Below are 23077 nucleotides of genomic sequence, written 5' to 3' on the forward strand. Positions count from 1 at the left end.
CGGGCAAGCCCGCCCCCACAAGGACCGCGCAAATCCTCAATGCTGCACAGCACCTGGACTGGCCTGCAAAAGTTGGACAGTCCTATTCTGCAGCCAAAGCCCCTTTCAACCACCCCAGAAACTGCCGGGCCAGCGGATCATCCTGGCTGTCCCGGTGCACCAGGCAGGCCCAGACCGGCCCCCGTACCCGCTGTGAAGACAGGGCCTGCAGGCGCCCCTCGCCCACCGCCCGCTGCGCCAGCAACTGGCTGACCAGGGCAACGCCCAGCCCCTCGCTCGCGGCATCCAGCAACAGCCCAGGGTCGGAAAAATTCAGCCCCTTGCCCTGCTGCCCCACATCCTCGCCGCCTTCCAGCTGCCAATGGCTCCAGTCCATTTCGCGCTCGCCATGCAAGGTGGTGCGCTGTTGCTCAGGTGCGTGCAGCAACGAAGGGTGGCAGGCGGGGTAAAGCGTGTCCTGGTGCAGTACGGTAAAGCTGCATTCGGCCTGGGCACTGAGGTCGTCTCGAATGGCCAGGTCGATGGTTTCGCTGGCCATGTCCGGGACCTCGAAGCTGGTGAACAGCCACAGATCGACCTGCGGGCAGCGCTCATGGAAATCGGCCAGGCGCGGCAGCAACCAGTGCCGGGCGAAAGCCGGGCTGGTGTTGACCACCAGTTGATTCGGCTTGCGGTACTGGTCCAGGCGACGAATGCCGACAGCCAGATGCTGCAGCAGCGACTGCGTGGTGCTGAGCAGATCATGCCCGGCATCGGTCAGGCTGACGCTGCGGCCACTGCGGTGGAACAGTGGCTGTTCGAGGTAGGTTTCCAGGCTGCGGACCTGCTGGCTGATCGCCGACTGGGTGAGGTTCAGGGCCTCGGCGGCCTTGTGGAAACTGCCAAGCCGTGCGGCGGCTTCAAAGCCCCTGAGGGCATTGAGCGGTGGCCAGTGTTTGAGCATGATCGATAAGTCCTGCTAATCAGATATCGACTAAATCTATCGTTTGTCGACACCTCTTCATAGCCATAGCATGGACACCAACACCCGCGACGGCGGGCTTCGTTGATAAAAATCCTTAATAGATCGGAGTTCACTATGCACCTGTCCCTCGACAGCGGCTGGCGTATGCCTGCCGAATGGGCCCGCCACGCGGCAACCTGGATGGTCTGGCCACACAACCAGGCGCTGTGGGAAAGCGGCTGGGGCGTCAGCCTGGCCGATGTGCAGCGCGATTATGCTCGCGTGGCAGCCGCCATCGCTCGCTTCGAGCCGGTGAAGATGGTCGTCGATCCATCGGCGCTGCACAGTGCCCGCGCCCTGTGCGGCGCCAACATCGAACTGATCGAGCTGGCCGTGGACGACAGCTGGTGCCGAGACAGTGGCCCGAGCTTCATCTGCCACCCACAGCACGGCCTGGCCGGGCTCAGCTGGCGCTTCAATGCCTGGGGCGGGAAATCGCAACACAGCCAGGACCGCAGCCTCGGCCGACGCATCCTCGACCACCTGGGCCTGGGCGGTTTCAGCACCCCGTTGTGCAACGAAGGCGGCGCGATTCATGTGGATGGCGAAGGCACGCTGATCACCACCGAATCGGTGCTGCTCAACCCCAACCGCAACCCGGGTATCGACAAGGCAGACTTCGAAGCCTGCTTCGCCCGCCATCTGGGCATCAGCAAGACCATCTGGCTGCCCGGCGACCCGCAATACGTCACGGGCGACATGACCGACGGCCACGTCGACGGCGTATGCGCCTTCGCCCGCCCAGGTGTGCTGCTGGTCGATGCCACCCACGAGCATGGCTCGGTCTACGCCGAAGTGGTCCGCGAGAACCGCCGCGCGCTGGAGCTCGCCACCGACGCCCAAGGCCGGCACTTCGAACTGCTCGACCTGTTCGAGGCCAGCGCCGCCGTCGATCAGGACGCTGAAGTGTTCTGCGCGTCCTACACCAACTTCTACATCGCCAACGGCGCGATCATCATGCCGGCCTACGGCATCGCCGCCGACCAGGACGCCGCCGAACAACTCGCCCATGCCTTCCCGGGCCGCGAAATCGTACCGGTGCGCATCGATGCCATCGCCCACGGCGGCGGCGGCATCCACTGCATCACCCAGCAGCAGCCGCAGGTGCAAGCATGAGCCTGCTGCGTATCGCCACCACCCAGATGCCCTGCAGCTGGAACCTGCCCGACAACCTGGACCGCGCCGAGCAACTGGTACGCCAGGCCGCCGCCGCTGGCGCGCAGGTGATCCTGCTGCAAGAGCTGTTCGCCACGCCCTACTTCTGCATCGAGCAGGACCACAGGCACCAAGCGCTGGCCGAACCTTACCCGAACAGCCCGATCCTCCGACGTTTCGCCGCCCTGGCCGGTGAGCTGGGCGTGGTACTGCCGCTGAGCTGGTACGAACGGGCCGGCAACGCCTTCTTCAACTCGCTGACCGTGGCCGATGCCGACGGCCAGTTGCTAGGGGTGTACCGCAAGACCCATATCCCCAATGCCATCGGCTACCAGGAGAAGGAGTACTTCAGCCCCGGCGACACCGGCTTCAAGGTCTGGGACACCGCCTTTGGCCGCCTGGGCATCGGCATCTGCTGGGACCAGTGGTTCCCCGAAACAGCGCGCTGCCTGGCGCTGATGGGCGCCGAGGTGCTGTTGTTCCCCACCGCCATCGGCTCCGAGCCCGGCTGCGCCGAGCTGGACTCGCGCGACCATTGGCAGGTCGCCATGCGCGGTCATGCCGCCGCCAACCTGTTGCCCGTGGTGGCGGCCAACCGCGTCGGTGTGGAAGTGGCCGATAGCGATGAATCACTGCGCATGCGCTTCTACGGCTCATCGTTCATCTGCGACCACAAGGGCGCCCTGCTCGCCGAAGCCGACCGCGACAGCAGCGGCATCTGGCTGCACGACCTGGACCTGGCACGCATGCGCGAAGACCGCTTGAGCTGGGGCATCTACCGCGACCGCCGCCCGGAAATGTACGCCCCGCTGCTGACCCTGGACGGCAAGCACCCACACAATTCGAGGGCCTGAGCATGAAACGCCACGTTATCGCTGCACTGGCCCTGGCCATCTGCGCCAGCCAGGCCCAGGCCGACCAGCCCACCCTGCGCCTGTACAACTGGGCCGATTACTTCGCCGAGGACACCCTCAGGCAGTTCACCGCCGAAACCGGTATCCAGGTGATCTATGACGTGATGGACGGCAGCGAAGTACTCGAAGCCAAGCTGATGTCCGGGCGCAGCGGCTACGACCTGGTGTTCCCCGGTGACACCGTGGCTGAACGGCTGATGCGTGCCGGCAGCCTGCAGCCACTCGACCCCAGCCGCCTGGAGGCACTCGACGATGTCGAACCCGGCCTGCGCAGGCTGCACGCGCAATACCCCAAGGCCAGCCAGGCGACCGTGCCCTACACCTGGGGCACCATCGGCCTGACCGCGAATGCCGAGAAAGTCCGCCAGCGCATGCCCGATGCGCAACTGGACAACCTCGACCTGCTGTTCAAACCGGAGCTGGCGGCCAAGTTCGCCGATTGCGGCATCTCGATCATCGACTCGCCTGACGAAGTGCTGGCCGTGGTGCTCAATTATCTGGGCCGCGAACCGCGCAGCGCCAAGCGTGAAGACCTGGCCGCCGCCAGCGAGCTGCTGAAGGCGGTGCGCCCGTACATCCGCAAGTTCCAGTCGCAACCGGTGACCGAGCTGGTCAACGAGAACCTGTGCCTGTCGCTGGGCTACAGCGGCGACGTGATCCAGGCCCAGCGCGCCGCCGACTCTGCCGGCAAGCACCTCGATTTCCAGTACCGGGTACCGCGCCAGGGCACCACGGTATGGATGGACACCATGGCCATCCCGGCCGATGCCCAGCATCCGGAATACGCCTATCGTTTCATCAACTTCGTCATGCGCCCGGCAAACATGGCCGCCATCAGCAACTTCACCGGCTACCCCACGGCCAGCGCCAAGGCGCGCCAGGCTGTGGACCCGCGCATGCGCGACAACCCCGACATCTACCTCGACGAAGCCACCTACGCCCGGCTGATCCCGGGCCGCGACATTCCACAGGCCGACATGCGTGCGCGCATGCGTGTGTGGACCCGCTTCAAGACTGCACAGGACTAAGCCATGCCCAGCCGTAGAACCTTCCTGCAACTGTCACTGGTCACAGGCCTGGGTACCGGCCTTGGCCTGCCGCTGGGCCTGGCCCGTGCCGAGGAGCCCGGGCGCTGGTTCATGCCCGATGAAGGCGAACCGCAGCAGCGCGCGTTCATTGCCTTTGGTGCCCAGAAGGCCATCTGGGAAGACTTCACCGTCGACGTGCAAGCCGCCCTGGGCCGTATCGCCCAGGCCATCGCCCGCTACCAGCCAGTGACCGTCTTCTGCCGGCCCAGCGAACGCGAACTGGCCGAGCGGCACTGCGCCAGCCACAACAGCCAGTTCGTCGAATGCAACCTGGATGACATCTGGATGCGCGACATCGCTGCCAACTTCGTCGTCGACGATGACGGCGCCCTCGCTGCGCTCGACTTCAACTTCAACGGCTGGGGCAGCAAGCAACGCCACCGCAACGACGCGCAGCTGGCCAAGCGCGTCGCCACCCTGGCAGGCGCCCGCTACCAGCGCAGCGAGCTGGTGGGCGAAGGCGGTGCCATCGAGGTGGACGGCCATGGCACCGGCATCATGACCGAGAGCAGCTGGATCAATGCCAACCGCAACCCGGGCTGGAGCAAGGCCGACATCGAGGCCGAGCTCAAGGCACGCCTGGGCTTGAGCAAGATCATCTGGCTGCCGGGAATCGCCGGGGAAGACATCACAGACGGGCATGTGGATTTCTATGCCCGCTTCGTACGCCCGGGGGTGGTGATCGCCAACCTGGACAACGACCCGGAGTCCTACGATCACGCGGTGACCCGCAAGCACCTGGCGATACTCAAGCAAGCCACCGATGCCGAAGGCAGGCGATTGCAGGTGCATGTGGTATCACCGCCCATGCAGGGGCGGCGCAACAGGTTCAGCCAGGGCAACAACGACTTCGCAGCAGGTTATATCAACTACTTCGTGATCAACGGCGCGATCATCGCACCGCAGTTCGGTGATGCGCAGGCCGATGAAAAGACGCGGACGTTGTTGGCCGTGTTGTACCCGGGGCGGGATATCGTGCAATTGGATATCGATGCGATTGCGGCCGGGGGTGGGGGGATTCATTGCGTCACCCACCAGTGCCCGGCTGTGTGAAGGCCGCCAGGTGCATGTCGACAGAAGTTCGGCGCCTGTGAGATCGAGCACCGCCCGCGCGGCGCATCGCGAGCTGCGCTCGCTCCTACGTTTGTTTCGGGCCAATGATTCCTGGGGGATTTGCGCGCGAATGCCTGGGCGCATGGCGCTATATCGCGTCGTGCCAACAAGGCGGTCGCGCGCGCCTGTCACAGGCGTTACTGGCCCGAAACAAACGTAGGAGCGAGCGCAGCTCGCGATGCGCCGCGCGGGCGGCGCTCGATCTCATAGGCGCGGAATATCCGACGACATACCCTCTAGCAACCCCATTGATTTGCTTTTCACATCAATCACAAAGAAAAACAAACTTAACAAATCAACCAAACCCGCCGATGCTGGCAGCACTATGCCCATTGCCCGGAGAACAACAACATGAACGACGTGGTCATCGTCGCCGCAACCCGTACCGCCATCGGCAGCTTCCAGGGAGCCCTGGCCAGCGTGCCTGCCGTCGACCTGGGTGCAGCGGTGATCAAACAGCTGCTGGAACAGACCCAGCTGGACCCGGCCCTGGTCGATGAAGTGATCCTCGGCCAGGTGCTCACCGCCGGTGCCGGGCAGAACCCGGCGCGCCAGGCTGCGATCAAGGCTGGCCTGCCCTATAGCGTACCGGCGCTGACCCTGAACAAGGTCTGCGGCTCGGGCCTGAAGGCCCTGCACCTGGCGGCCCAGGCGATCCGCTGCGGTGACGCCGAGGTGGTGATCGCCGGTGGCCAGGAGAACATGAGCCTGGCCCCGTACGTGATGCCTTCGGCACGTACCGGCCAGCGCATGGGCCATGGCCAGTTGATCGACAGCATGATCAGCGACGGCCTGTGGGATGCCTTCAACGACTACCACATGGGCATCACCGCCGAGAACCTGGTGGACAAGTACGGCCTCAGCCGCGAGCAACAGGACGCCTTCGCCGCCGAGTCGCAGCGCAAGGCCGTTGCTGCGATCGAAGCAGGCCGCTTCAAGGACGAGATCACTCCGATCGTGATGCCACAGAAAAAAGGCGAGCCGAAAGTCTTCGACCGTGATGAACAACCGCGCCCGGACACCACCGCCGAATCGCTGGCCAAACTGCGCCCGGCGTTCAAGAAAGACGGCAGCGTCACCGCCGGCAACGCCTCCAGCCTCAACGACGGCGCCGCCGCAGTGCTGCTGATGAGCGCCAGCAAGGCCCACGCCCTGGGGCTGCCGGTGCTGGCGAAGATTGCCAGTTATGCCAGCGCGGGGGTGGACCCGGCAATCATGGGCATCGGCCCGGTGTCGGCGACCCAGCGCTGCCTGGACAAGGCCGGCTGGCAGCTGGCTGACCTTGACCTGATCGAAGCCAACGAAGCCTTCGCCGCGCAGGCACTGGCAGTGGGCAAGGCGCTGGAATGGGATGCCAGCAAGGTCAACGTCAATGGCGGCGCGATTGCCCTGGGGCATCCGATTGGCGCCTCCGGGTGCCGGGTGCTGGTGACCTTGCTGCACGAAATGATCAAGCGTGATGCCAGGAAGGGGCTGGCCACCTTGTGCATCGGTGGTGGCCAGGGCGTCGCCCTGGCGATCGAGCGCTGATCGGCTGCTGCTTGCGCAAGCTTCAGGCAGTGGCGCGCAACTCGCAGGCAGCTGCCTCATTGATGGCCCTGGCCAGCAGCGCTACTTCCTGACACTTCTGCACGGCCTGGTCCACCGGGCTGTGCAGCAAAGAGCAGGAAGTCGCCACCCACAGCCGCTCACCCAGACGGTCGTGAGCATCGCGCAGCAGGTCCAGGGTCTTTTCCAGGTCGCAAGGCGAGGCGTTGCGGCCGTCGACCAGGCCAAGCGACAGCACTTTGTAGGCCGGCAGACGATCGAGCATGGTCGAGTATTGGTCGGGGGCCTGCACCAAGTCGATGTGCAGGCCATCGACCGGCAGGTTGACGGCCAGGCCGAGGTTGCCTTCCAGGGCACCGGAACAGGTGGCGATCAGCTTCTTCAGCGGCGCACGCTGAAGGATGTTGTAGACGCGCTCGTAGGCGTTTTTCCAGTCCTGCGGCAGTTCCTGAGCCAGGATCGGCTCATCGATCTGTACCCATTCGACCCCCAGGGCAGCCAAACGGTTGAGGGCCTGGTCATACAGCGGCAGCAGGCGCTCCAGCGCCAGTTCGTCGAGGTCACCCTCGGGGTTCTTGCTCAGCCACAGGCAGGTCAACGGGCCGATCACCACCGGTTTGACCGCATGGCCCAGCGCCTTGGCTTCTATCACCTCTTCGAACAGTTGTTCCCAGGCCTGGGCAAAAGGCTGGTCATCAGTGCTGAGCGGCGACACCTGATCGTACCCGGCAAAATCGCCGACTGGCAGCAGCTCGATGCCGGCGTCTTTCTGCACTTGCCAATGGCGGGCACGCAGCTCGCGGTCGCGGCCGAAACGGGGGAACCCCAGGTTGTGTGCCAGTGCCATGTCTTGTCCCTCAGAGTTCCGAAAAAGTACCGAAATGAATGAGGGCATTTTCCGGTCAGCGATTTGCTGAGACAAACTCATTAAATTTGAGATGAACTCAAGAATTGCTCATGATGCCGGTGAAACTGAATGTCTTGATCAGAGCAGCACCCTACGTATACAGACATGAGCCCAACCGACAACCTGGCGCACAATGCCAACCTGAATACTCCAGGTGCCCTCGAGCCATGAGCCTGCTGAAAGCCGCGCTGCGCGAAAAACACTTCGTCTGCGTCATGGAATTCGTCCCCAAGACCTCGGCGGAACGCTTCGCCGCGATGGAGGCGATCATGGCCCGCGGGCACTTGTGCGGCTGGCCCATGACCGTCGCCATCGGCGACCGCGTGGGCAGCCCGCTGGACATGTCGCCACTGGACGCCCTGGCCTCTTTCAGCACCCCGCTGCCGGCCTTGCCGCACTTCTCCGGCAAGGATCGCGAGCGCCATCATCTTCTGGCTCAATTGCAGCGCATGGATGCCGCCGGCCTCGACCAGTTGCTGCTGCTGACCGGCGACCGCCTGCCCGGCCACCAGCCCGGTGAACGCCCGGTGCGCTACCTGGAGTCGGTCGCGGCCTTGCTGATTGCGCGCCAGGCTTGCCCGCACTGGTTGCTCGGTGCGGCACTTAACCCGTTCAAGTACCACGAGGAAGAAGGCGGCGCACAATACTTCAAGGCGGAGAAAAAGCTCGCCGCCGGCGCCGACTTCCTCACCCTGCAACTGGGCTTCGATGCCAGCAAGCACCAGGAAGCCATGCGCTGGATGCAGCGCCAGGCTTCACCCAAACCGATGCTGGCCTGCCTGATGAGCCTGACCCAAGGCCGCGCGACGATGCTCGAGCACGTGGCGGGGGTAACGGTGTCGCCCTCGATGCGCGACATGCTCGAAGCCGAAAGCAAGGTGTCCAAGGCCTTTGCCCTGGCGCGCAGCGTCGACCGCCTGGCCTTGCAGATCATCGGTGTAAAGCTGATGGGTTACGCGGGGGTTCACCTGTCGGGTATTCACGAGCTCAAGCAGCTGCTGGCGCTGGAGCAACGCTTGCAGCACTGGCAGACGCAGATCCACTCACTGGAACAATGGGCGCCCGCCTGGGCCGATAGCTGGCAAATGCCAGGCCTGCCCATCGTTGCGTTCCATCCGCCGCAGGGCAACTGGCGCCAGGGCGAATCGAGCGTCAGTGCCTCGGGCAAGGAAAAAATCCGCTACCACGTGTTGCACACCGCCCATTCGCTGCTGTTCAGCCGTACCAACTGGCTCAGCAAGGCGTTCGGTTGGGCCGTGCGCCAGCCACTCTGGGCAACACCACGTGGGGCCGGTGTACTGCATGGGCTGGAACGGCTGGTAAAACGCCCGCTGGTTGGCTGCGACACCTGCGGCCGCTGCCGTCTGGAAGATACCCTCTACACCTGCCCGGAAACCTGCCCCAAAGGCCTGGCCAACGGCCCTTGCGGTGGCACCGCGCTCAACCGCTGCGAGTTTGGCGACCGCGAATGCATCCACAGCGTCAAATACCGCACCGCCAAGGCCGTGCGGCAAACCGCCGTGCTCAGCGAGCGACTGATCCCGTGCATCGACGTCGAAACACGCCACCGCAGCTCATGGCCACAGTGGTTCGAGGCCCAGCCGCCGCGCCGGCTCAGCCCGCAGCCAGCGCCTCGAACCCAGCCCGAATCTTAGCTTCGGGCAGTTCATCGGCGATGAACACCATCACGCTCTCGCGGTTCTCATCTGCTGCCCATTCGGCATCCCAGTCGAAGCCGTAGAGCTTGAGTACGCCCTGGAACACCAGGCGACGGTCCTCGCCGGCAATATTCAGTACGCCCTTGTAGCGCAGCAACTGCTTGCCGTGGGCCTCCAGCAGCTCGTTCATGAAATCGCTGAGGCGGTCGATGTCCAGTGCGGTTTCGGTGCGCAGCACCAAGGTTGAAATCCGATCAGGGGTAGCTGGTTTGAGCAGCGGACGCAGGCTCGGCTTGAGGTTGGCGCCCAGGTCCGGGTTCAGGTTGAAACCGCGCACATCGAGCAGCTCGGCCAGGTCGATACGGCCATGCTCGACCACCCGGATGGCCGCCCGCCCATTGATCCGCGCCAGGCGCTCGCGCAAGGCCTCCACCGCGGCCGGCTCGACCAGGTCGGTCTTGCTCAGCAGCAGGCGATCGGCAAAACCAACCTGGGCCTGGGCAATGGTCTGGGTCAGATGCACCTCGGCGTGGGCAGCATCGACCAGGGTGATGATGCCGTCGAGGATGTAGCGATCACGCAATTCTTCGTCGACGAAGAAGGTCTGCGCAACAGGCGCCGGGTCGGCCAGGCCGGTGCATTCGATCACCAGGCGGTCGAAGGCGATCTCGCCGGCGTCCAGGCGTTCGAGCAGCAGGTACAGGGCTCGGGTCAGGTCGCCATGGATGCTGCAGCACACGCAGCCGTTGGCCAGGGTCATGACCTGTACCGGCTCGTCGCCAAGCAGCTGGCTGTCGATACCGGCCTCGCTGAATTCGTTCTCGATCACGGCGATCTTCAGCCCATGCTCAGCCTTGAGCATGTGCTTGAGCAGGGTGGTCTTGCCTGCACCGAGGAAGCCGGTGAGGACAGTAACGGGAATTGGCGTCTGCACGCAGAACATCTCCTGCACAGTAGAAAAAGAAAGGCCGCAATCCTGCAGGAGCGGCCTTGTGTCGCGAAAAGGGCCGCACAGCGGCCCCAGGTTCCAGCTTCGCAGCAGATAGTGCCGGGGCCGCTCCTACATGGACCGCGCCGGCATTGGATTCAACAGCACTTGGGCCCGGACTTGCCGCCGTAACGTGCTTCCTGGCGTTCGCGGAAGAACGCCTCGTACGTCATCACCGGCTTGTCCGGGTGCTTGGTCTGCATGTGCTCGACATAGTTGTCGTAGTCGGGCATGCCGACCATCAGGCGGGCTGCCTGCCCCAGGTATTTACCCAGTCGACCCAGGTCGTTGAACATCGCTGCAGTCCTCTCAAGCGTCAGGCAGGGCCTGGAACGGGGTTTCCTTGTCGGTGCGCTCTTTGCGGCCGAGGGCGGCGTAGCCGACCTTGAGGGCGAAGAACAGCACACTGAACACCACCAGCAGGAACAGAATGGTCAGGCCGGCGTTGGTGTAGGCGTTGAAGATCACGTGCTGCATCTGCCCAATGTCCTTGGCCGGGGCCAGAACCTGGCCGGCGTCCAGCGCAGTGCTGTACTTCTTGGCCAGGGCCAGGAAGCCGACAGCCGGGTTCGGGTCGAACAGCTTGATCAGGCCCGCCGCGGTGGTGCAAATCAGCAGCCAGGCCGCTGGCAGCAGGGTGACCCAGATGTAGCGCTCGCGCTTCATCTTGATCAGCACCACGGTGCCGAGCATCAGGGCGATACCGGCCAGCATCTGGTTGGAGATACCGAACAACGGCCACAGGGTGTTGATACCGCCCAGCGGGTCGATCACGCCCTGGTACAGCAGGTAGCCCCACAGCGCCACGCAACCGGCGGTACCGATCAGGTTGGCAGTCCACGACTCGGTGCGCTTGAGGGCTGGTACGAAGCTGCCCAGCAGGTCCTGCAGCATGAAACGACCGGCACGGGTACCGGCGTCCACGGCGGTGAGGATGAACAGCGCCTCGAACAGGATCGCGAAGTGGTACCAGAAGGCCATGGTGTTTTCACCCGGCAGCACCTGGTGCAGGATCTGCGCGATACCCACCGCCAGGGTCGGTGCTCCACCGGCACGGGCGAGCACGGTGTGCTCGCCGATGTCGCGGGCCACCGCTTCGAGCTGCTCAGGGGTGATCATGAAGCCCCAGCTGCTGACCGTTTGCGCAACCGAAGCAACGTCGGCACCGACCACGGCGGCGGGGCTGTTCATGGCGAAGTACACGCCCGGCTCGATCACCGAGGCGGCAACCATGGCCATGATGGCGACGAACGATTCCATCAGCATGCCGCCGTAGCCGATGTAGCGGGCGTTGGCTTCGTTGTCCAGCAGCTTCGGCGTGGTCCCCGAGGAGATCAGCGCGTGGAAGCCCGACACCGCGCCACAAGCGATGGTGATGAACAGGAACGGGAACAGGGTGCCCTTCCACACCGGGCCGGTGCCGTCGGTGAACTGGGTCAGTGCCGGCATCTTCAGCTCGGGCATGGTCACCAGGATGCCGATGGCCAGGGCGATGATGGTGCCGATCTTGAGGAAGGTCGACAGGTAGTCACGCGGCGCCAGTACCAGCCATACCGGCAGCACGGCAGCGACGAAACCATAACCCACCAGCATCCAGGTGATCTGCACGCCCGTGAAGGTGAACGCCGGGCCCCAGACCGGATCGGCAGCAATCTGGCCCCCCAGCCAGATCGAGGCCAGCAGCAGGACCACGCCCACCACCGAGATCTCGCCGATACGGCCCGGGCGGATGTAGCGCATGTAGATGCCCATGAACATCGCGATCGGGATGGTCGCCATCACCGTGAACATGCCCCATGGGCTCTCGGCCAGGGCCTTGACCACGATCAGCGCCAGCACCGCAAGGATGATGATCATGATCAGGAAGCAACCGAACAGGGCGATGGTGCCGGGAATACGGCCCATCTCCTCGCGAACCATGTCGCCCAGCGAGCGGCCGTTGCGGCGGGTGGACAGGAACAGGACCATGAAGTCCTGCACTGCACCGGCCAGCACCACGCCGGCTATGAGCCACAGCGTACCAGGCAGGTAGCCCATCTGTGCGGCGAGTACCGGGCCAACCAAGGGGCCGGCGCCGGCGATGGCGGCGAAGTGGTGACCGAAGAGTATGTGCTTGTTGGTCGGAACATAGTCCAGACCGTCGTTGTTGAGCACCGCAGGGGTGGCTCGGCGAGGGTCGAGTTGCATCACCTTGGTGGCGATGAACAGGCTGTAGTAACGGTAGGCGACCAGGTAGATGGCCACCGCGGCGACCACGATCCACAAGGCATTGATCGCCTCGCCGCGACGCAGGGCGACGACACCCAGCGCGCAGGCCCCTATGACCGCCAGCGCCAGCCACGGGATGTGGCGTAGCAGGCTGTTATTGTTGTTCATGGCATGCTTCCAGCTAAGTGGTTGGAATAGACAGCCCCTTGAGTCTAGGGCTTGCTTGGCAGCTTTACCATCTCGAATTGCGATCAGCGCCAGGCCGCCAGCAGGCACGCTAGAGCGGCATGGGCATCGTTTCCGGCAAGTCGCCTCTCGTCGCCCTCTACCCGGCAGAAATGCCCATGACTGGTCTATAGTCAGTGCAACTGACGAGGGGCCTGCCATGACCACTTCTGCCGACGACCGCCGCCGCTTCCAGCGCATCGATTTCGACGCCCCTACCGAACTGCGCCAGGGCGATCGCCGCTGGCCGGTAAAGCTGCTGGACCTGTCGCTCAAGGGCCTGCTGATCGAACGCCCCTCCCCTTGGGACGCGGACCTGACCCAGGATTTCGATGCGATCATCCACCTCGACAGCAATGTCCGCGTGCAGATGCAGGTGGAACTGCGCCACGAAGAAGACACGCGCCTCGGTTTCATCTGCCTCTATATCGACGTCGAATCGATGAGTCACTTGCACCGTCTTGTGGAACTGAACGTGGCCGACAGCACCGAAATGATGCGTGAGCTGCGCGAACTGATCGAATAATGGAATCTCTTAGCTAGCTAACAGCACCCCCACCGATTGTTTCTTGTCTACCCAGACAGCTTTCTGCCCGGGAACTGGCGCTTTGTACACAGCCCTCTAGCACCGTCTCTGCCGACTTGGTACGCGATCTGCATTAGCGTCTTGCACACATTGCAAGGCCAGCTGTCTGCGCTCCGATCAAAATATTGTATACAATTTATGTAGCAATCATTTGTAGGAAATGTCTACAGTAGTGCCACAACAATAAACAGAGAGCCTGCTCCATGACTACGTCCCCTAGCACGTCTCCCGCCAAACGCCCCGAGGATGAAAACCTCGGGCTTGGTGCCAACCTGGCCTATGGTCTGCAGCATGTGCTGACCATGTATGGCGGGATCGTCGCGGTACCCCTGATCCTGGGCCAGGCAGCCGGCCTCACCGGCGCCGAGATCGGCATGCTGATCGCCGCTTCGCTGTTTGCCGGTGGCCTGGCAACCTTGCTGCAGACGCTGGGCATCCCGTTCTTCGGTTGCCAGCTGCCGCTGGTGCAGGGCGTATCGTTCGCCGGCGTGGCGACCATGGGCGCGATCCTCAGCAGCGAGGGTGGTGGTGGCCTGCCGGGCGTGCTCGGTGCGGTCATGGCGGCTTCGCTGATCGGTTTGCTGATCACCCCGGTGTTCTCGCGCATCACCAAGTTCTTCCCGCCACTGGTGACCGGCATCGTCATCACCACCATCGGCCTGACCCTGATGCCGGTCGCCGCGCGCTGGGTGATGGGCGGCAACAGTGCCTCGCCGGAATTCGGCAGCGTGGCCAACATCAGCCTGGCCGCCCTGACCTTCGCCATCGTCCTGGTGCTGAGCAAGCTCGGTAGTGCCACCATCTCGCGCCTGTCGATCCTGCTGGCCATGGTGGTCGGCACGCTGATCGCCTGGGCACTGGGCATGACCGACTTCAGCAAGGTCGGCCAGGGCCCGCTGTTTGCCTTCCCCACCCCGTTCCACTTCGGCATGCCGGAATTCCACATCGCCGCGATCCTGTCGATGTGCATCGTGATCATGGTGACCCTGGTGGAAACCTCGGCCGACATCCTCGCCGTCGGTGAGATCATCGACACCAAGGTCGATTCCAAGCGCCTGGGCAACGGCCTGCGGGCCGACATGGCATCGAGCATCCTGGCGCCGATCTTCGGCTCGTTCACCCAGAGCGCCTTCGCCCAGAACGTCGGCCTGGTGGCCGTGACCGGGGTCAAGAGCCGCTATGTGGTGGCCACAGGTGGTGTGATCCTGGTAGTGCTCGGCCTGCTGCCGGTGATGGGCCGGGTGATTGCCGCCGTGCCGACCCCGGTACTGGGTGGCGCAGGCATCGTGCTGTTCGGCACCGTGGCCGCCAGCGGGATCCGCACCCTGTCGAAGGTCAACTACAAGAACAACGTCAACCTGATCATCGTCGCCGCCTCGCTGGGCTTCGGCATGATCCCGATCGCCGCGCCGACCTTCTATCACCAGTTCCCGAACTGGTTCGAGACCATCTTCCACTCGGGCATCAGCTCGGCGGCCATCATGGCCATCTTGCTGAACCTGCTGTTCAACCACTTCAAGACGGGCAACTCGGAGAACCAGTCGGTATTCGCCGCCGCCTACGAACGCACCATCCAGTACTCGGACATCTCCTGCCTGCGCGATGGTGACTACTTCAAGGATGGCAAGCTGTTCGATGCCGAAGGCACCGAAGTGCCGGTGATGGAGTTGGACGAGCACGGCAACCAGGCGCCCAGGCGCAGTGCAGTTGCCGAACATTGACCGCTGACTGAGCGGTGAGGTGGGGGGAGCCGATGCGCATCGTCGGCTCCCCTTTTTCATTTATTCGAACAAGGCATCCAGAGCCTGCTCCAACCGGGTCACCGCTATCACCTGCAACCCCGCTGGCGGCTCCTTCGGCGCATTGCCCTTGGGCACGATGGCGCGCTTGAAGCCATGCTTGGCCGCCTCTTTCAGGCGCTCCTGGCCACTGGGCACAGGCCGCACCTCGCCCGACAAGCCGATCTCGCCAAACACCAGCAACCCATGGGCCAACGGCCGGTTGCGCAGGCTGGACATCACCGCCGCCAACAACGCCAGGTCCGAGGCCGTTTCCAGCACCTTAACCCCACCGACCACGTTGAGGAACACGTCCTGGTCATGGGTGGGAATGCCACCATGCCGGTGCAACACGGCCAGCAACATGGCCAGGCGGTTCTGGTCCAGGCCCAGGGTAACCCGCCGTGGGTTGGCCAGATGGCTGTCATCGACCAGCGCCTGCACCTCGACCAGCATCGGCCTGGTGCCTTCCCAAGTGGCCATGACCACACTCCCCGGCACTTCTTCCTGGGTGCGGTTGAGGAAGATCGCCGACGGGTTGGACACCTCTTTCAGGCCACGATCGGTCATGCCGAACACGCCCAGCTCGTTGACCGCGCCGAAGCGGTTCTTCACGGCCCGCAACAGCCGCAGGCGGCCGTCGGATTCGCCCTCGAAGTACAGCACGGTGTCGACCATGTGCTCCAGCACCCGCGGCCCGGCCAACGAGCCTTCCTTGGTGACGTGGCCGACCAGGAAGATCGCCGTGCCACTCTGCTTGGCATAACGCACCAGCAGGGCCGTGCTCTCACGCACCTGGGCCACGCCACCAGGGGCGGACTGCAACTGCTCGGTAAAGATGGTCTGGATCGAGTCGATCACCATGACCCGGGGCTTTTCCACCCGCGCGGTGGCGATGATGGTTTCGATGCAGGTCTCGGTCATCACCTTTAGCTGGTCCTGGGGCAGGCCCAGGCGCCGCGAGCGCATGGCCACCTGCTGCTGCGACTCTTCACCAGTGACATACAACGCCGGCAGGCCCACGGCGATGTTGCACAGTGTCTGCAGCAGGATGGTCGACTTGCCAATGCCCGGGTCACCGCCGATCAGCACCACCGAGCCATCGACCAGGCCACCGCCGAGCACGCGATCGAGTTCGGTACTGCTGGTGGTGAAGCGCGGGATCTCTTCGACGCTGACTTCGGCCAGGGTCTTGATCTGCGCCTGTTGCCCGGTCCAGCCGGCGCGGCCGCTGGGGGCCGCCGCACCACCGCTTTCGATCATGGTTTCGACCAGGGTGTTCCAGGCCCCGCAATCGGCGCACTGGCCGGCCCACTTGGGGAAGGTCGCGCCACACTCGGTGCAGCCATACAAACGCTTGGCCTTGGCCATGGGCAGGGTCTCCTGGAAAAAACCGCCATGATAGCCGAGGGCGACGTGTCTCGAACGCGTCGAGATGCGACAAAACTATTCGTTCTAACCGCAGTCCCTACCCCTGAAGCCAACGCATGAAGCGTTCAAGTGGCTTACACTGCGTTTACCTCACCATTTGTTACAAGGAATCAAACATGGGCATGCTCAGTGAGTTCAAGGCCTTCGCGGTCAAAGGGAATGTCGTCGACATGGCGGTCGGTATCATCATCGGCGCGGCCTTCGGCAAGATCGTCTCCTCGTTCGTTGGCGACGTGGTCATGCCACCACTGGGGCTGCTGATCGGCGGTGTCGACTTCAGCGACCTGGCCATTACCTTGAAGGCTGCCGAAGGTGATGTACCAGCCGTAGTGCTGGCCTACGGCAAGTTCATCCAGACCGTGATCGACTTCATCATCGTCGCCTTCGCCATCTTCATGGGCGTGAAAGCGATCAACAAGCTCAAGCGCGAAGAAGCCGTGGCACCGACCACACCACCCGTGCCGACACCGCAGGAAACCTTGCTGACCGAGATCCGCGACCTGCTCAAGGCGCAGAACCAGAACCGCTTGCCCTGAAACAGCTGGGGCCGCAGCGCGGCCCCTTTGCATCACCAGTAGTTTTCCACCGCCACCTGTCCCGGCCGCTTGCTCAGGCTCAGCTGCAGGTCACGGGCCTTGAGCACCTTGCGTGTCTCGTCGATCATCTGCGGGTTGCCGCAGAGCATGATTCGCGAATGCTCGGGCGACAGTTCCAGCCCCGCCGCTTTTTCCAGCTCGCCATTCTCGATCAGCGTGGTGATGCGCGCACCCAACGCCCCAGGATGCTGCTCACGGGTCACCACTGGAATGAACTGCAGCTTGCCAGCGAATTCCGCCAGATAATCACGTTGCTCCAAGCCGGCAATGTCGTCTACATACGCCAGCTCTTTCGACTCTCGGACCGAATACACCAGCTTGATGTTGTCGAAACGCTCCCAGGCTTCGAAATCCTGCAGGATCGACATGAAGGGCGCAATGCCGGTCCCGGTGGCCAGCAGCCACAGGTCGCGGCCGCCGACAAAGCGGTCGAGGGTCAGGTAGCCGAACGCCTGACGGTCGATCAACAAGGTATCGCCCACGCCCAGGCGGCTCAGCTCGCTGGTGAACTCCCCTCCCGGTACCACGATTGAGAAGAAGTCGAGGTATTCGTCATGGGGGGCACTGACCATCGAATAGGCACGCCAGACCACGCTGCCATCGGCCTTGGTCACGCCCAGCCGGGCAAACTGGCCGGCCCGGAAACGAAACCCTGGATCGCGCGTAACCCGCAGGCTGAACAGGTTCGGCGTCAGCGGCTGAACGTCGAGCAGGGTCTGACGGGTAAATTTGTCGGCGCTGGCGGTCATGTCGGGCTCCAAAGATGGCGTGCGCCCAGTGTCGCGCAAAGCAGCCAGGATAAAAACCGCCGGAGTGTAGGGACACATCACGGCGCCCCCACCAACGGCACATGAAAACCTGATTGCTATAACAAAAAATCCCAACATAGCACTCAGTCTTTTCCTACAATCTTCCCCGTATGCAAACGGGTTGGATCCCGAAAACCGAAGGAGTATGAGAGATGCTTCAATGGAATTATGAGCATCTACATAAGCTGATCAGCGAAAGCACCCCACAAAAGGTGTTCGATCTCGCAGTGCATCTGGCACAAGACCTGGGCATGGAATTTCTCGGGTTCAAGGTTCGCATTCAACTCGCTGCCCAATCTCCCCGGCAATACCTGTACAGCAACTACCCAACTGAGTGGATCGAGCGCTACCAGCGCGACGACTTCTACAAGCAAGACGCTGCCGCGACCCGTAGCCATTCGTCGACCATGCCGGTGCTATGGACCGACGAGCTGTACCGCGAGGTGCCTCATTACCGCGAACAAGCCTGTGCACATGGCCTGCGCCATGGCTGGACGCAATCCCTGCATGACCTTCAGCACAATGAGAGCCAGGTCAGCGTGTGTAGGCCACGGGGCGAAGTGAACATCCCCGAGCTTTATGACAAGGCCGGCAAGGTACAATGGTTGTGCCATACCCTGCACGCGATCATCAGTGAACATCATCTGGCCAAGCTCAGTGTGCCGCTGAAGATGAGCAACCGCGAAATCGAAGTACTCAAGTGGTCGGCAGCCGGCAAGACCGCAGCCGATGTGGCCTGCATCCTGTCGCTGTCGCAGAGCACGGTGAACTTTCATATCCGCAGCGTGATCACCAAGACCAACGCCGCCAACAAGGCCGGTGCCATCGCCATCGCCATGATGCGCGGCCTGATCGAGCAGTAGCCAGGCCTGCGGCCTCGGGCAAAGCCCTGTAGAATCGCCCAGCAAAGCTTGCGGCGATCCGCCGTGGGCAGATCCGTACCCGAGCCAGACGCCATGCCCCTGTTGACCACCCCCTACGCCGAACTCGACCTGATCCGCCAGCCGGACCAGGCCAACGACCCGCTGCAGGCCTTCGATGCCGCCGATGAATACCTGCTCGAGCAACTGCACGCGCAAGGCCTGCAAGCCGGCAGCCGCGTGCTGGTGCTCAACGACAGCTTCGGCGCACTGGCCACCAGCCTGGCCGGGCACCTGCAGGTGGTCAGCAGCGGCGACTCGCACCTGGCGCGCATGGCCCTGGAGAAGAACCTTGTACGCAATGGCAAGGCCTACGACAGTGTGCCCTTCGTGCCGGCCAGCGAGCATTGGCAAGGCCCGTTCGACCGCGTGCTGGTACGCGTGCCCAAGACCCTGGCACTGCTTGAAGAACAACTGATCCGCCTGCAAGGCCACCTGGCACCCGGCGCCCAGGTGATTGCAGGTGCCATGATCAAGCACCTGCCACGCGCGGCGGGCGACCTGATGGAGAAGTACATCGGCCCGGTACAAGCCTCGCTGGCACAGAAAAAGGCGCGCTTGCTGACCGCCACGGTCGCCGACCGGCCGGCCGCAAAGTCGCCCTACCCGACCCGCTACCTGCTCGACGCGCCGGCACTGGAACTGCTCAACCATGCCAACGTGTTCTGCCGCGAGGGCCTGGATATCGGCACCCGTGCGTTCCTGCCCCACTTGCCGCGCAACCTGGGCAACGCCCGCGTCGCCGACCTGGGCTGCGGCAACGGCGTGCTGGCCATTGCCAGTGCGCTGGCCAACCCGGACGCACACTTCACCCTGGTCGACGAGTCGTACATGGCGGTGCAGTCGGCGCAGGAGAACTGGCAGGCTGCCCTGGGTGAGCGGCCAGTGGTGGTGATGCCGGGGGATGGCCTGGCCGGGGTGGAAAAACAGTCGCTGGATGTGGTGCTGTGCAACCCGCCGTTCCACCAGCAGCAAGTGGTGGGTGACTTCCTCGCCTGGCGCATGTTCCAGCAGGCGCGCGAGGCGCTGGTGGTGGGCGGCGCACTGTATATCGTCGGCAACCGCCACCTGGGCTACCACAGCAAACTGGCGCGGTTGTTCCGTGGCGTGGAACAGGTAGCGGCAACGCCGAAGTTCGTGATCCTCAAGGCCCGCAAATAAAGAAAGGGGGCGCCAGGCGCCCCCTTTCTCTCAATGCGTGGTCAGGCCTGCGGCCCCCATGAACAGCCTCATCACCCAGGCCGCCACGCCCAGGGCTGCCACGCTCATTGCCCAGATCAGCACCAGCCAGCCCAGGCGCTGCCACAGCGGTTTCTTGTCTTCCAGGCCATGTTTACCGGTCATCATGCGGCCCTCCTAGTGATAGCCGTCTTCATGGGTCACCTTGCCGCGGAACACATAGTAGCTCCAGAAGGTATACATGAGGATGAACGGCAGGATGAACAACGTGCCCACCAGCATGAAGCCCTGGCTTTGCGGCGGCGCTGCGGCATCCCAGATCGAGATCGACGGCGGGATGATGTTCGGCCACAGGCTGATGCCCAGCCCGCTGTAACCCAGGAAGATCAGCACCAGGGTAAGCAGGAATGGCGTGTAGTGCGCATTGCGCGCCACCGCCTTGAGCAGGCCATAGAAGGTCACCAGCACCAACAGCGGCACGGGCATGAACCAGAACAGGTTGGGCATGCTGAACCAGCGGTCGGCAATCTGTGGATACGCGATCGGGGTCCACAGGCTGACGATGCCGATCACTGCCAGCAGTACCAGCGCCAGCGGCCGGGCGAGGTCGTGCATCTTCAATTGCAGGTCGCCCTCGGTCTTCATGATCAGCCAGGTACAGCCCAGCAGGGTGTATGCGACGATCAGGCCCAGGCCGCAGAACAGGCTGAACGGTGTCAGCCAGTCGAGGGTGCCACCGGCGAAGTGCCGGTCGACCACCTTGAAGCCTTCGAGGAAGGCCCCCAGCGCCACACCTTGGAAGAACGTGGCGACCAGCGAGCCACCGATGAACGCCTTGTCCCACAGATGGCGCTTGTCGGCCGTGGCCTTGAAGCGGAACTCGAAGGCCACGCCCCGGAAGATCAGGCCGATCAGCATCAGGATCAGTGGCAGGTACAGCGCCTCGAGCACCACCGCGTAGGCCATCGGGAATGCCCCGAACAGCCCGGCGCCGCCCAGTACCAGCCAGGTTTCGTTGCCGTCCCACACAGGGGCGACGGTATTCATCATCACATCGCGGTCACGCTCGCCCTTGACGAAGGGGAAGAGCATGCCGATACCCAGGTCGAAACCATCCATCACCACATACATCATGACGCCGAAGATGATGATCACGGCCCAGATCAGCGGAAGGTCGATACCCATGGCTCAGTTCCCCTTGCTCAGGCTGGCGGAATCATCGGCGGCGGACAGTGGCCGCGCCTGCGTACGAGTGGTGCCAGGGCCACCGGGGTTATGCTCGTCGCCCTCGCCTGTCTGCGGGCCTTTGCGCACAAGGCGCATCATGTAGCCGAGGCCGGTACCGAACAGGGCGAAATACACCACCACGAACGCCACCAGGGTGAAGCCAAGCTGTGCATAACTGTGGTTGGACACGCCATCGGCGGTACGCAACAGGCCATACACCACCCACGGCTGGCGACCGATCTCGGTAGTGAACCAGCCGGCGAGCAACGCGATCAGGCCGGACGGGCCCATCCACAGGGCCAGGTACAGGAACGGCCGCGAGGTGTAGAGCGTGCCGCGCTTGCGTAGCCACAGGCTCCACAGGCCGACGAAGATCATCAGGAAACCGAGCCCGACCATGACCCGGAACGACCAGAACACAATGGTCGAATTGGGCCGGTCCTCAGGCGGGAACTCCTTCATTGCCGGCACCTGCTTGTCCAGGCTGTGGGTCAGGATCAGGCTACCAAGCGCCGGGATCTCGACCTTGAAGCGGGTGGTTTCGGCCTTCATGTCGGGGATGCCGAACAGGATCAGCGGGGTCGGCTCACCGGGCACGTTCTCCCAGTGGCCTTCGATCGCGGCGATCTTCACCGGCTGGTGCTTGAGCGTGTTGAGGCCGTGGAAGTCACCGATCACCGCCTGGATCGGGGCAACGATCAGGGCCATCCACATGGCCATCGACAGCATCTTGCGCACTGCCGGGTTGTCACGCCCGCGCAGCAGATGCCAGGCTGCCGAGGCACCGACGAAGAACGCCGTGGACACGAACGCGGCGGTGGCCATATGCATGAGGCGATAAGGGAACGATGGGTTGAACACCACCGCCAGCCAGTCCACTGGCACCACCCGGCCATCGATGATCTCGTGGCCCTGCGGGGTCTGCATCCAGCTGTTGGAAGCCAGAATCCAGAAAGTCGATACCAGGGTGCCAAGGGCCACCATCACCGTGGAGAAGAAGTGCAGCCCACGGCCGACACGGTTCCAGCCGAACAGCATGACACCCAGGAAGCCCGCCTCGAGGAAGAAGGCTGTCAGCACCTCGTAGGTGAGCAACGGGCCGGTAATGGCGCCAGCGAAGTCGGAGAATCGGCTCCAGTTGGTGCCGAACTGGTAGGCCATGACCAGGCCAGAGACCACGCCCATGCCGAAGTTGACGGCGAAGATCTTCGACCAGAAGTGGTAGAGGTCACGGTAAACCTGGTTGTTGGTCCGCAGCCAGAGGCCTTCGAGGACTGCCAGGTAGCTCGCCAGGCCGATGGTGATGGCCGGGAACAGGATGTGGAACGACACGGTAAAGGCAAACTGCATTCGGGCGAGCTCTAAGGCCTCTATTCCGAACATGGTGCTTCCTCTTCAGATAATCCGGCGTCCGGGCTTGTGGCCCCGTCGCCCACTGCCCCCACGGTAGTCGAGTGCGGCACGTTGGAATTGTTCTGTTCGATCGCAGGGATTCCGGCCCAAGGGCCAATTCGTTGCCCGTTCGTTGCCCGTTCGTTGCAAAAGCAACGATTGATCCAGATCAACGACGTTTAGGAAGCATAGTCCCGAATGGCCCGCAGGGCGGTGTGGTTGTTTGCCGCGTGACCGGTTGCCCCACCCTCTTTCGCGAAGCGTTTAAAAGTGCCGATCACGGCAAACAGTAACCGTTTGTTACAAACAGATGATACGCTGCGGGCCCCTCTACTGCGCCGAGGCCAACAGG

General features: G+C 63.4%; 21 protein-coding genes. 11 read left to right on the plus strand and 10 right to left on the minus strand.

What is annotated here, in order from left to right; genetic code table 11:
• Positions 1 to 82: 82 nt before the first annotated feature.
• Positions 83 to 943, minus strand: coding sequence for a LysR substrate-binding domain-containing protein (locus OCX61_RS23190; protein ID WP_261941558.1), 861 nt, complete (start codon positions 941 to 943; stop codon positions 83 to 85).
• A 135-nt stretch (positions 944 to 1078) separates the two neighbouring features.
• Here OCX61_RS23190 and OCX61_RS23195 point away from each other — a divergent pair, with 135 nt between their 5' ends.
• From OCX61_RS23195 to OCX61_RS23215, 5 genes are all read left to right on the plus strand, one after another.
• A complete protein-coding gene (locus OCX61_RS23195) occupies positions 1079 to 2119 on the plus strand; it encodes an agmatine deiminase family protein (protein WP_261941559.1) in 1041 nt (346 codons plus the stop codon).
• Positions 2116 to 3012 carry an N-carbamoylputrescine amidase gene (gene aguB / locus OCX61_RS23200; protein WP_261941560.1) on the plus strand — a complete coding sequence of 299 codons (897 nt, stop codon included), beginning with the start codon at positions 2116 to 2118 and terminating at the stop codon, positions 3010 to 3012. The genes OCX61_RS23195 and aguB overlap by 4 nt, the downstream gene beginning before the upstream one ends.
• Positions 3013 to 3014: 2 nt before the next feature.
• Entirely contained in the window at positions 3015 to 4100 is a 1086-nt protein-coding gene (locus tag OCX61_RS23205; protein WP_261941561.1) for an extracellular solute-binding protein, read from the plus strand.
• Between the two features lie 3 nt (positions 4101 to 4103).
• Positions 4104 to 5213, plus strand: coding sequence for an agmatine deiminase family protein (locus tag OCX61_RS23210; RefSeq protein ID WP_261941562.1), 1110 nt, complete (start codon positions 4104 to 4106; stop codon positions 5211 to 5213).
• Between the two features lie 411 nt (positions 5214 to 5624).
• The gene (locus OCX61_RS23215) at positions 5625 to 6803 is read left to right on the plus strand and encodes an acetyl-CoA C-acetyltransferase (protein ID WP_261941563.1); all 1179 of its coding nucleotides are present in this window, start codon (positions 5625 to 5627) and stop codon (positions 6801 to 6803) included.
• 22 nt (positions 6804 to 6825) lie between these two features.
• On the opposite strand, the gene OCX61_RS23220 is transcribed toward OCX61_RS23215, so the two are convergent.
• Entirely contained in the window at positions 6826 to 7668 is an 843-nt protein-coding gene (locus OCX61_RS23220) for a 5-methyltetrahydropteroyltriglutamate--homocysteine methyltransferase (RefSeq protein ID WP_409260715.1), read from the minus strand.
• Between the two features lie 227 nt (positions 7669 to 7895).
• On the opposite strand from OCX61_RS23220, the gene OCX61_RS23225 reads away from it, so the two are divergent.
• On the plus strand, positions 7896 to 9383 hold the full coding sequence (locus tag OCX61_RS23225) for a methylenetetrahydrofolate reductase C-terminal domain-containing protein (RefSeq protein WP_261941564.1): 1488 nt from the start codon (positions 7896 to 7898) through the stop codon (positions 9381 to 9383).
• On the opposite strand, the gene yjiA is transcribed toward OCX61_RS23225, so the two are convergent.
• From yjiA to OCX61_RS23240, 3 genes are all read right to left on the minus strand, one after another.
• Positions 9343 to 10320, minus strand: coding sequence for a GTPase (yjiA, locus tag OCX61_RS23230; RefSeq protein WP_261941565.1), 978 nt, complete (start codon positions 10318 to 10320; stop codon positions 9343 to 9345). The two genes, OCX61_RS23225 and yjiA, sit on opposite strands and share 41 nt — an antisense overlap.
• Before the next feature lie 152 nt (positions 10321 to 10472).
• Positions 10473 to 10670 (minus strand): YbdD/YjiX family protein, encoded by a 198-nt coding sequence (locus tag OCX61_RS23235; protein ID WP_085674977.1) that lies wholly within the window; start codon positions 10668 to 10670, stop codon positions 10473 to 10475.
• 13 nt (positions 10671 to 10683) lie between these two features.
• Complete coding sequence (locus OCX61_RS23240; protein WP_085674976.1) at positions 10684 to 12750, minus strand: carbon starvation CstA family protein; 2067 nt, start codon at positions 12748 to 12750, stop codon at positions 10684 to 10686.
• 217 nt (positions 12751 to 12967) lie between these two features.
• Here OCX61_RS23240 and OCX61_RS23245 point away from each other — a divergent pair, with 217 nt between their 5' ends.
• On the plus strand, positions 12968 to 13333 hold the full coding sequence (locus OCX61_RS23245; RefSeq protein ID WP_261941566.1) for a PilZ domain-containing protein: 366 nt from the start codon (positions 12968 to 12970) through the stop codon (positions 13331 to 13333).
• 263 nt (positions 13334 to 13596) lie between these two features.
• The gene (locus OCX61_RS23250; RefSeq protein WP_261941567.1) at positions 13597 to 15114 is read left to right on the plus strand and encodes a nucleobase:cation symporter-2 family protein; all 1518 of its coding nucleotides are present in this window, start codon (positions 13597 to 13599) and stop codon (positions 15112 to 15114) included.
• 60 nt (positions 15115 to 15174) lie between these two features.
• Here OCX61_RS23250 and radA read toward each other — a convergent pair whose 3' ends face one another.
• A complete protein-coding gene (gene radA / locus OCX61_RS23255) occupies positions 15175 to 16542 on the minus strand; it encodes a DNA repair protein RadA (protein ID WP_060485566.1) in 1368 nt (455 codons plus the stop codon).
• 176 nt (positions 16543 to 16718) lie between these two features.
• Here radA and mscL point away from each other — a divergent pair, with 176 nt between their 5' ends.
• A complete protein-coding gene (mscL, locus tag OCX61_RS23260; RefSeq protein WP_261941568.1) occupies positions 16719 to 17138 on the plus strand; it encodes a large-conductance mechanosensitive channel protein MscL in 420 nt (139 codons plus the stop codon).
• A gap of 32 nt (positions 17139 to 17170) precedes the next feature.
• On the opposite strand, the gene OCX61_RS23265 is transcribed toward mscL, so the two are convergent.
• Entirely contained in the window at positions 17171 to 17947 is a 777-nt protein-coding gene (locus tag OCX61_RS23265) for a ferredoxin--NADP reductase (protein WP_261941569.1), read from the minus strand.
• A 212-nt stretch (positions 17948 to 18159) separates the two neighbouring features.
• Here OCX61_RS23265 and OCX61_RS23270 point away from each other — a divergent pair, with 212 nt between their 5' ends.
• Complete coding sequence (locus OCX61_RS23270; protein WP_261941570.1) at positions 18160 to 18870, plus strand: autoinducer binding domain-containing protein; 711 nt, start codon at positions 18160 to 18162, stop codon at positions 18868 to 18870.
• Between the two features lie 93 nt (positions 18871 to 18963).
• Entirely contained in the window at positions 18964 to 20088 is a 1125-nt protein-coding gene (locus OCX61_RS23275; protein WP_261941571.1) for a methyltransferase, read from the plus strand.
• A 30-nt stretch (positions 20089 to 20118) separates the two neighbouring features.
• Here OCX61_RS23275 and OCX61_RS23280 read toward each other — a convergent pair whose 3' ends face one another.
• Genes OCX61_RS23280 through OCX61_RS23290 form a run of 3 tightly spaced genes read right to left on the minus strand, consistent with a single transcriptional unit; the run spans position 20119 to position 22716 of the window.
• Positions 20119 to 20274 carry a DUF2474 domain-containing protein gene (locus tag OCX61_RS23280; RefSeq protein ID WP_060508707.1) on the minus strand — a complete coding sequence of 52 codons (156 nt, stop codon included), beginning with the start codon at positions 20272 to 20274 and terminating at the stop codon, positions 20119 to 20121.
• Between the two features lie 9 nt (positions 20275 to 20283).
• Complete coding sequence (gene cydB / locus OCX61_RS23285) at positions 20284 to 21291, minus strand: cytochrome d ubiquinol oxidase subunit II (RefSeq protein ID WP_261941572.1); 1008 nt, start codon at positions 21289 to 21291, stop codon at positions 20284 to 20286.
• Positions 21292 to 21294: 3 nt separating this feature from the next.
• Entirely contained in the window at positions 21295 to 22716 is a 1422-nt protein-coding gene (locus tag OCX61_RS23290) for a cytochrome ubiquinol oxidase subunit I (RefSeq protein ID WP_261941573.1), read from the minus strand.
• Positions 22717 to 23077: the final 361 nt, after the last annotated feature.

The sequence above is a fragment of the Pseudomonas sp. LRP2-20 genome (assembly GCF_024349685.1).
GTDB lineage: Bacteria > Pseudomonadota > Gammaproteobacteria > Pseudomonadales > Pseudomonadaceae > Aquipseudomonas.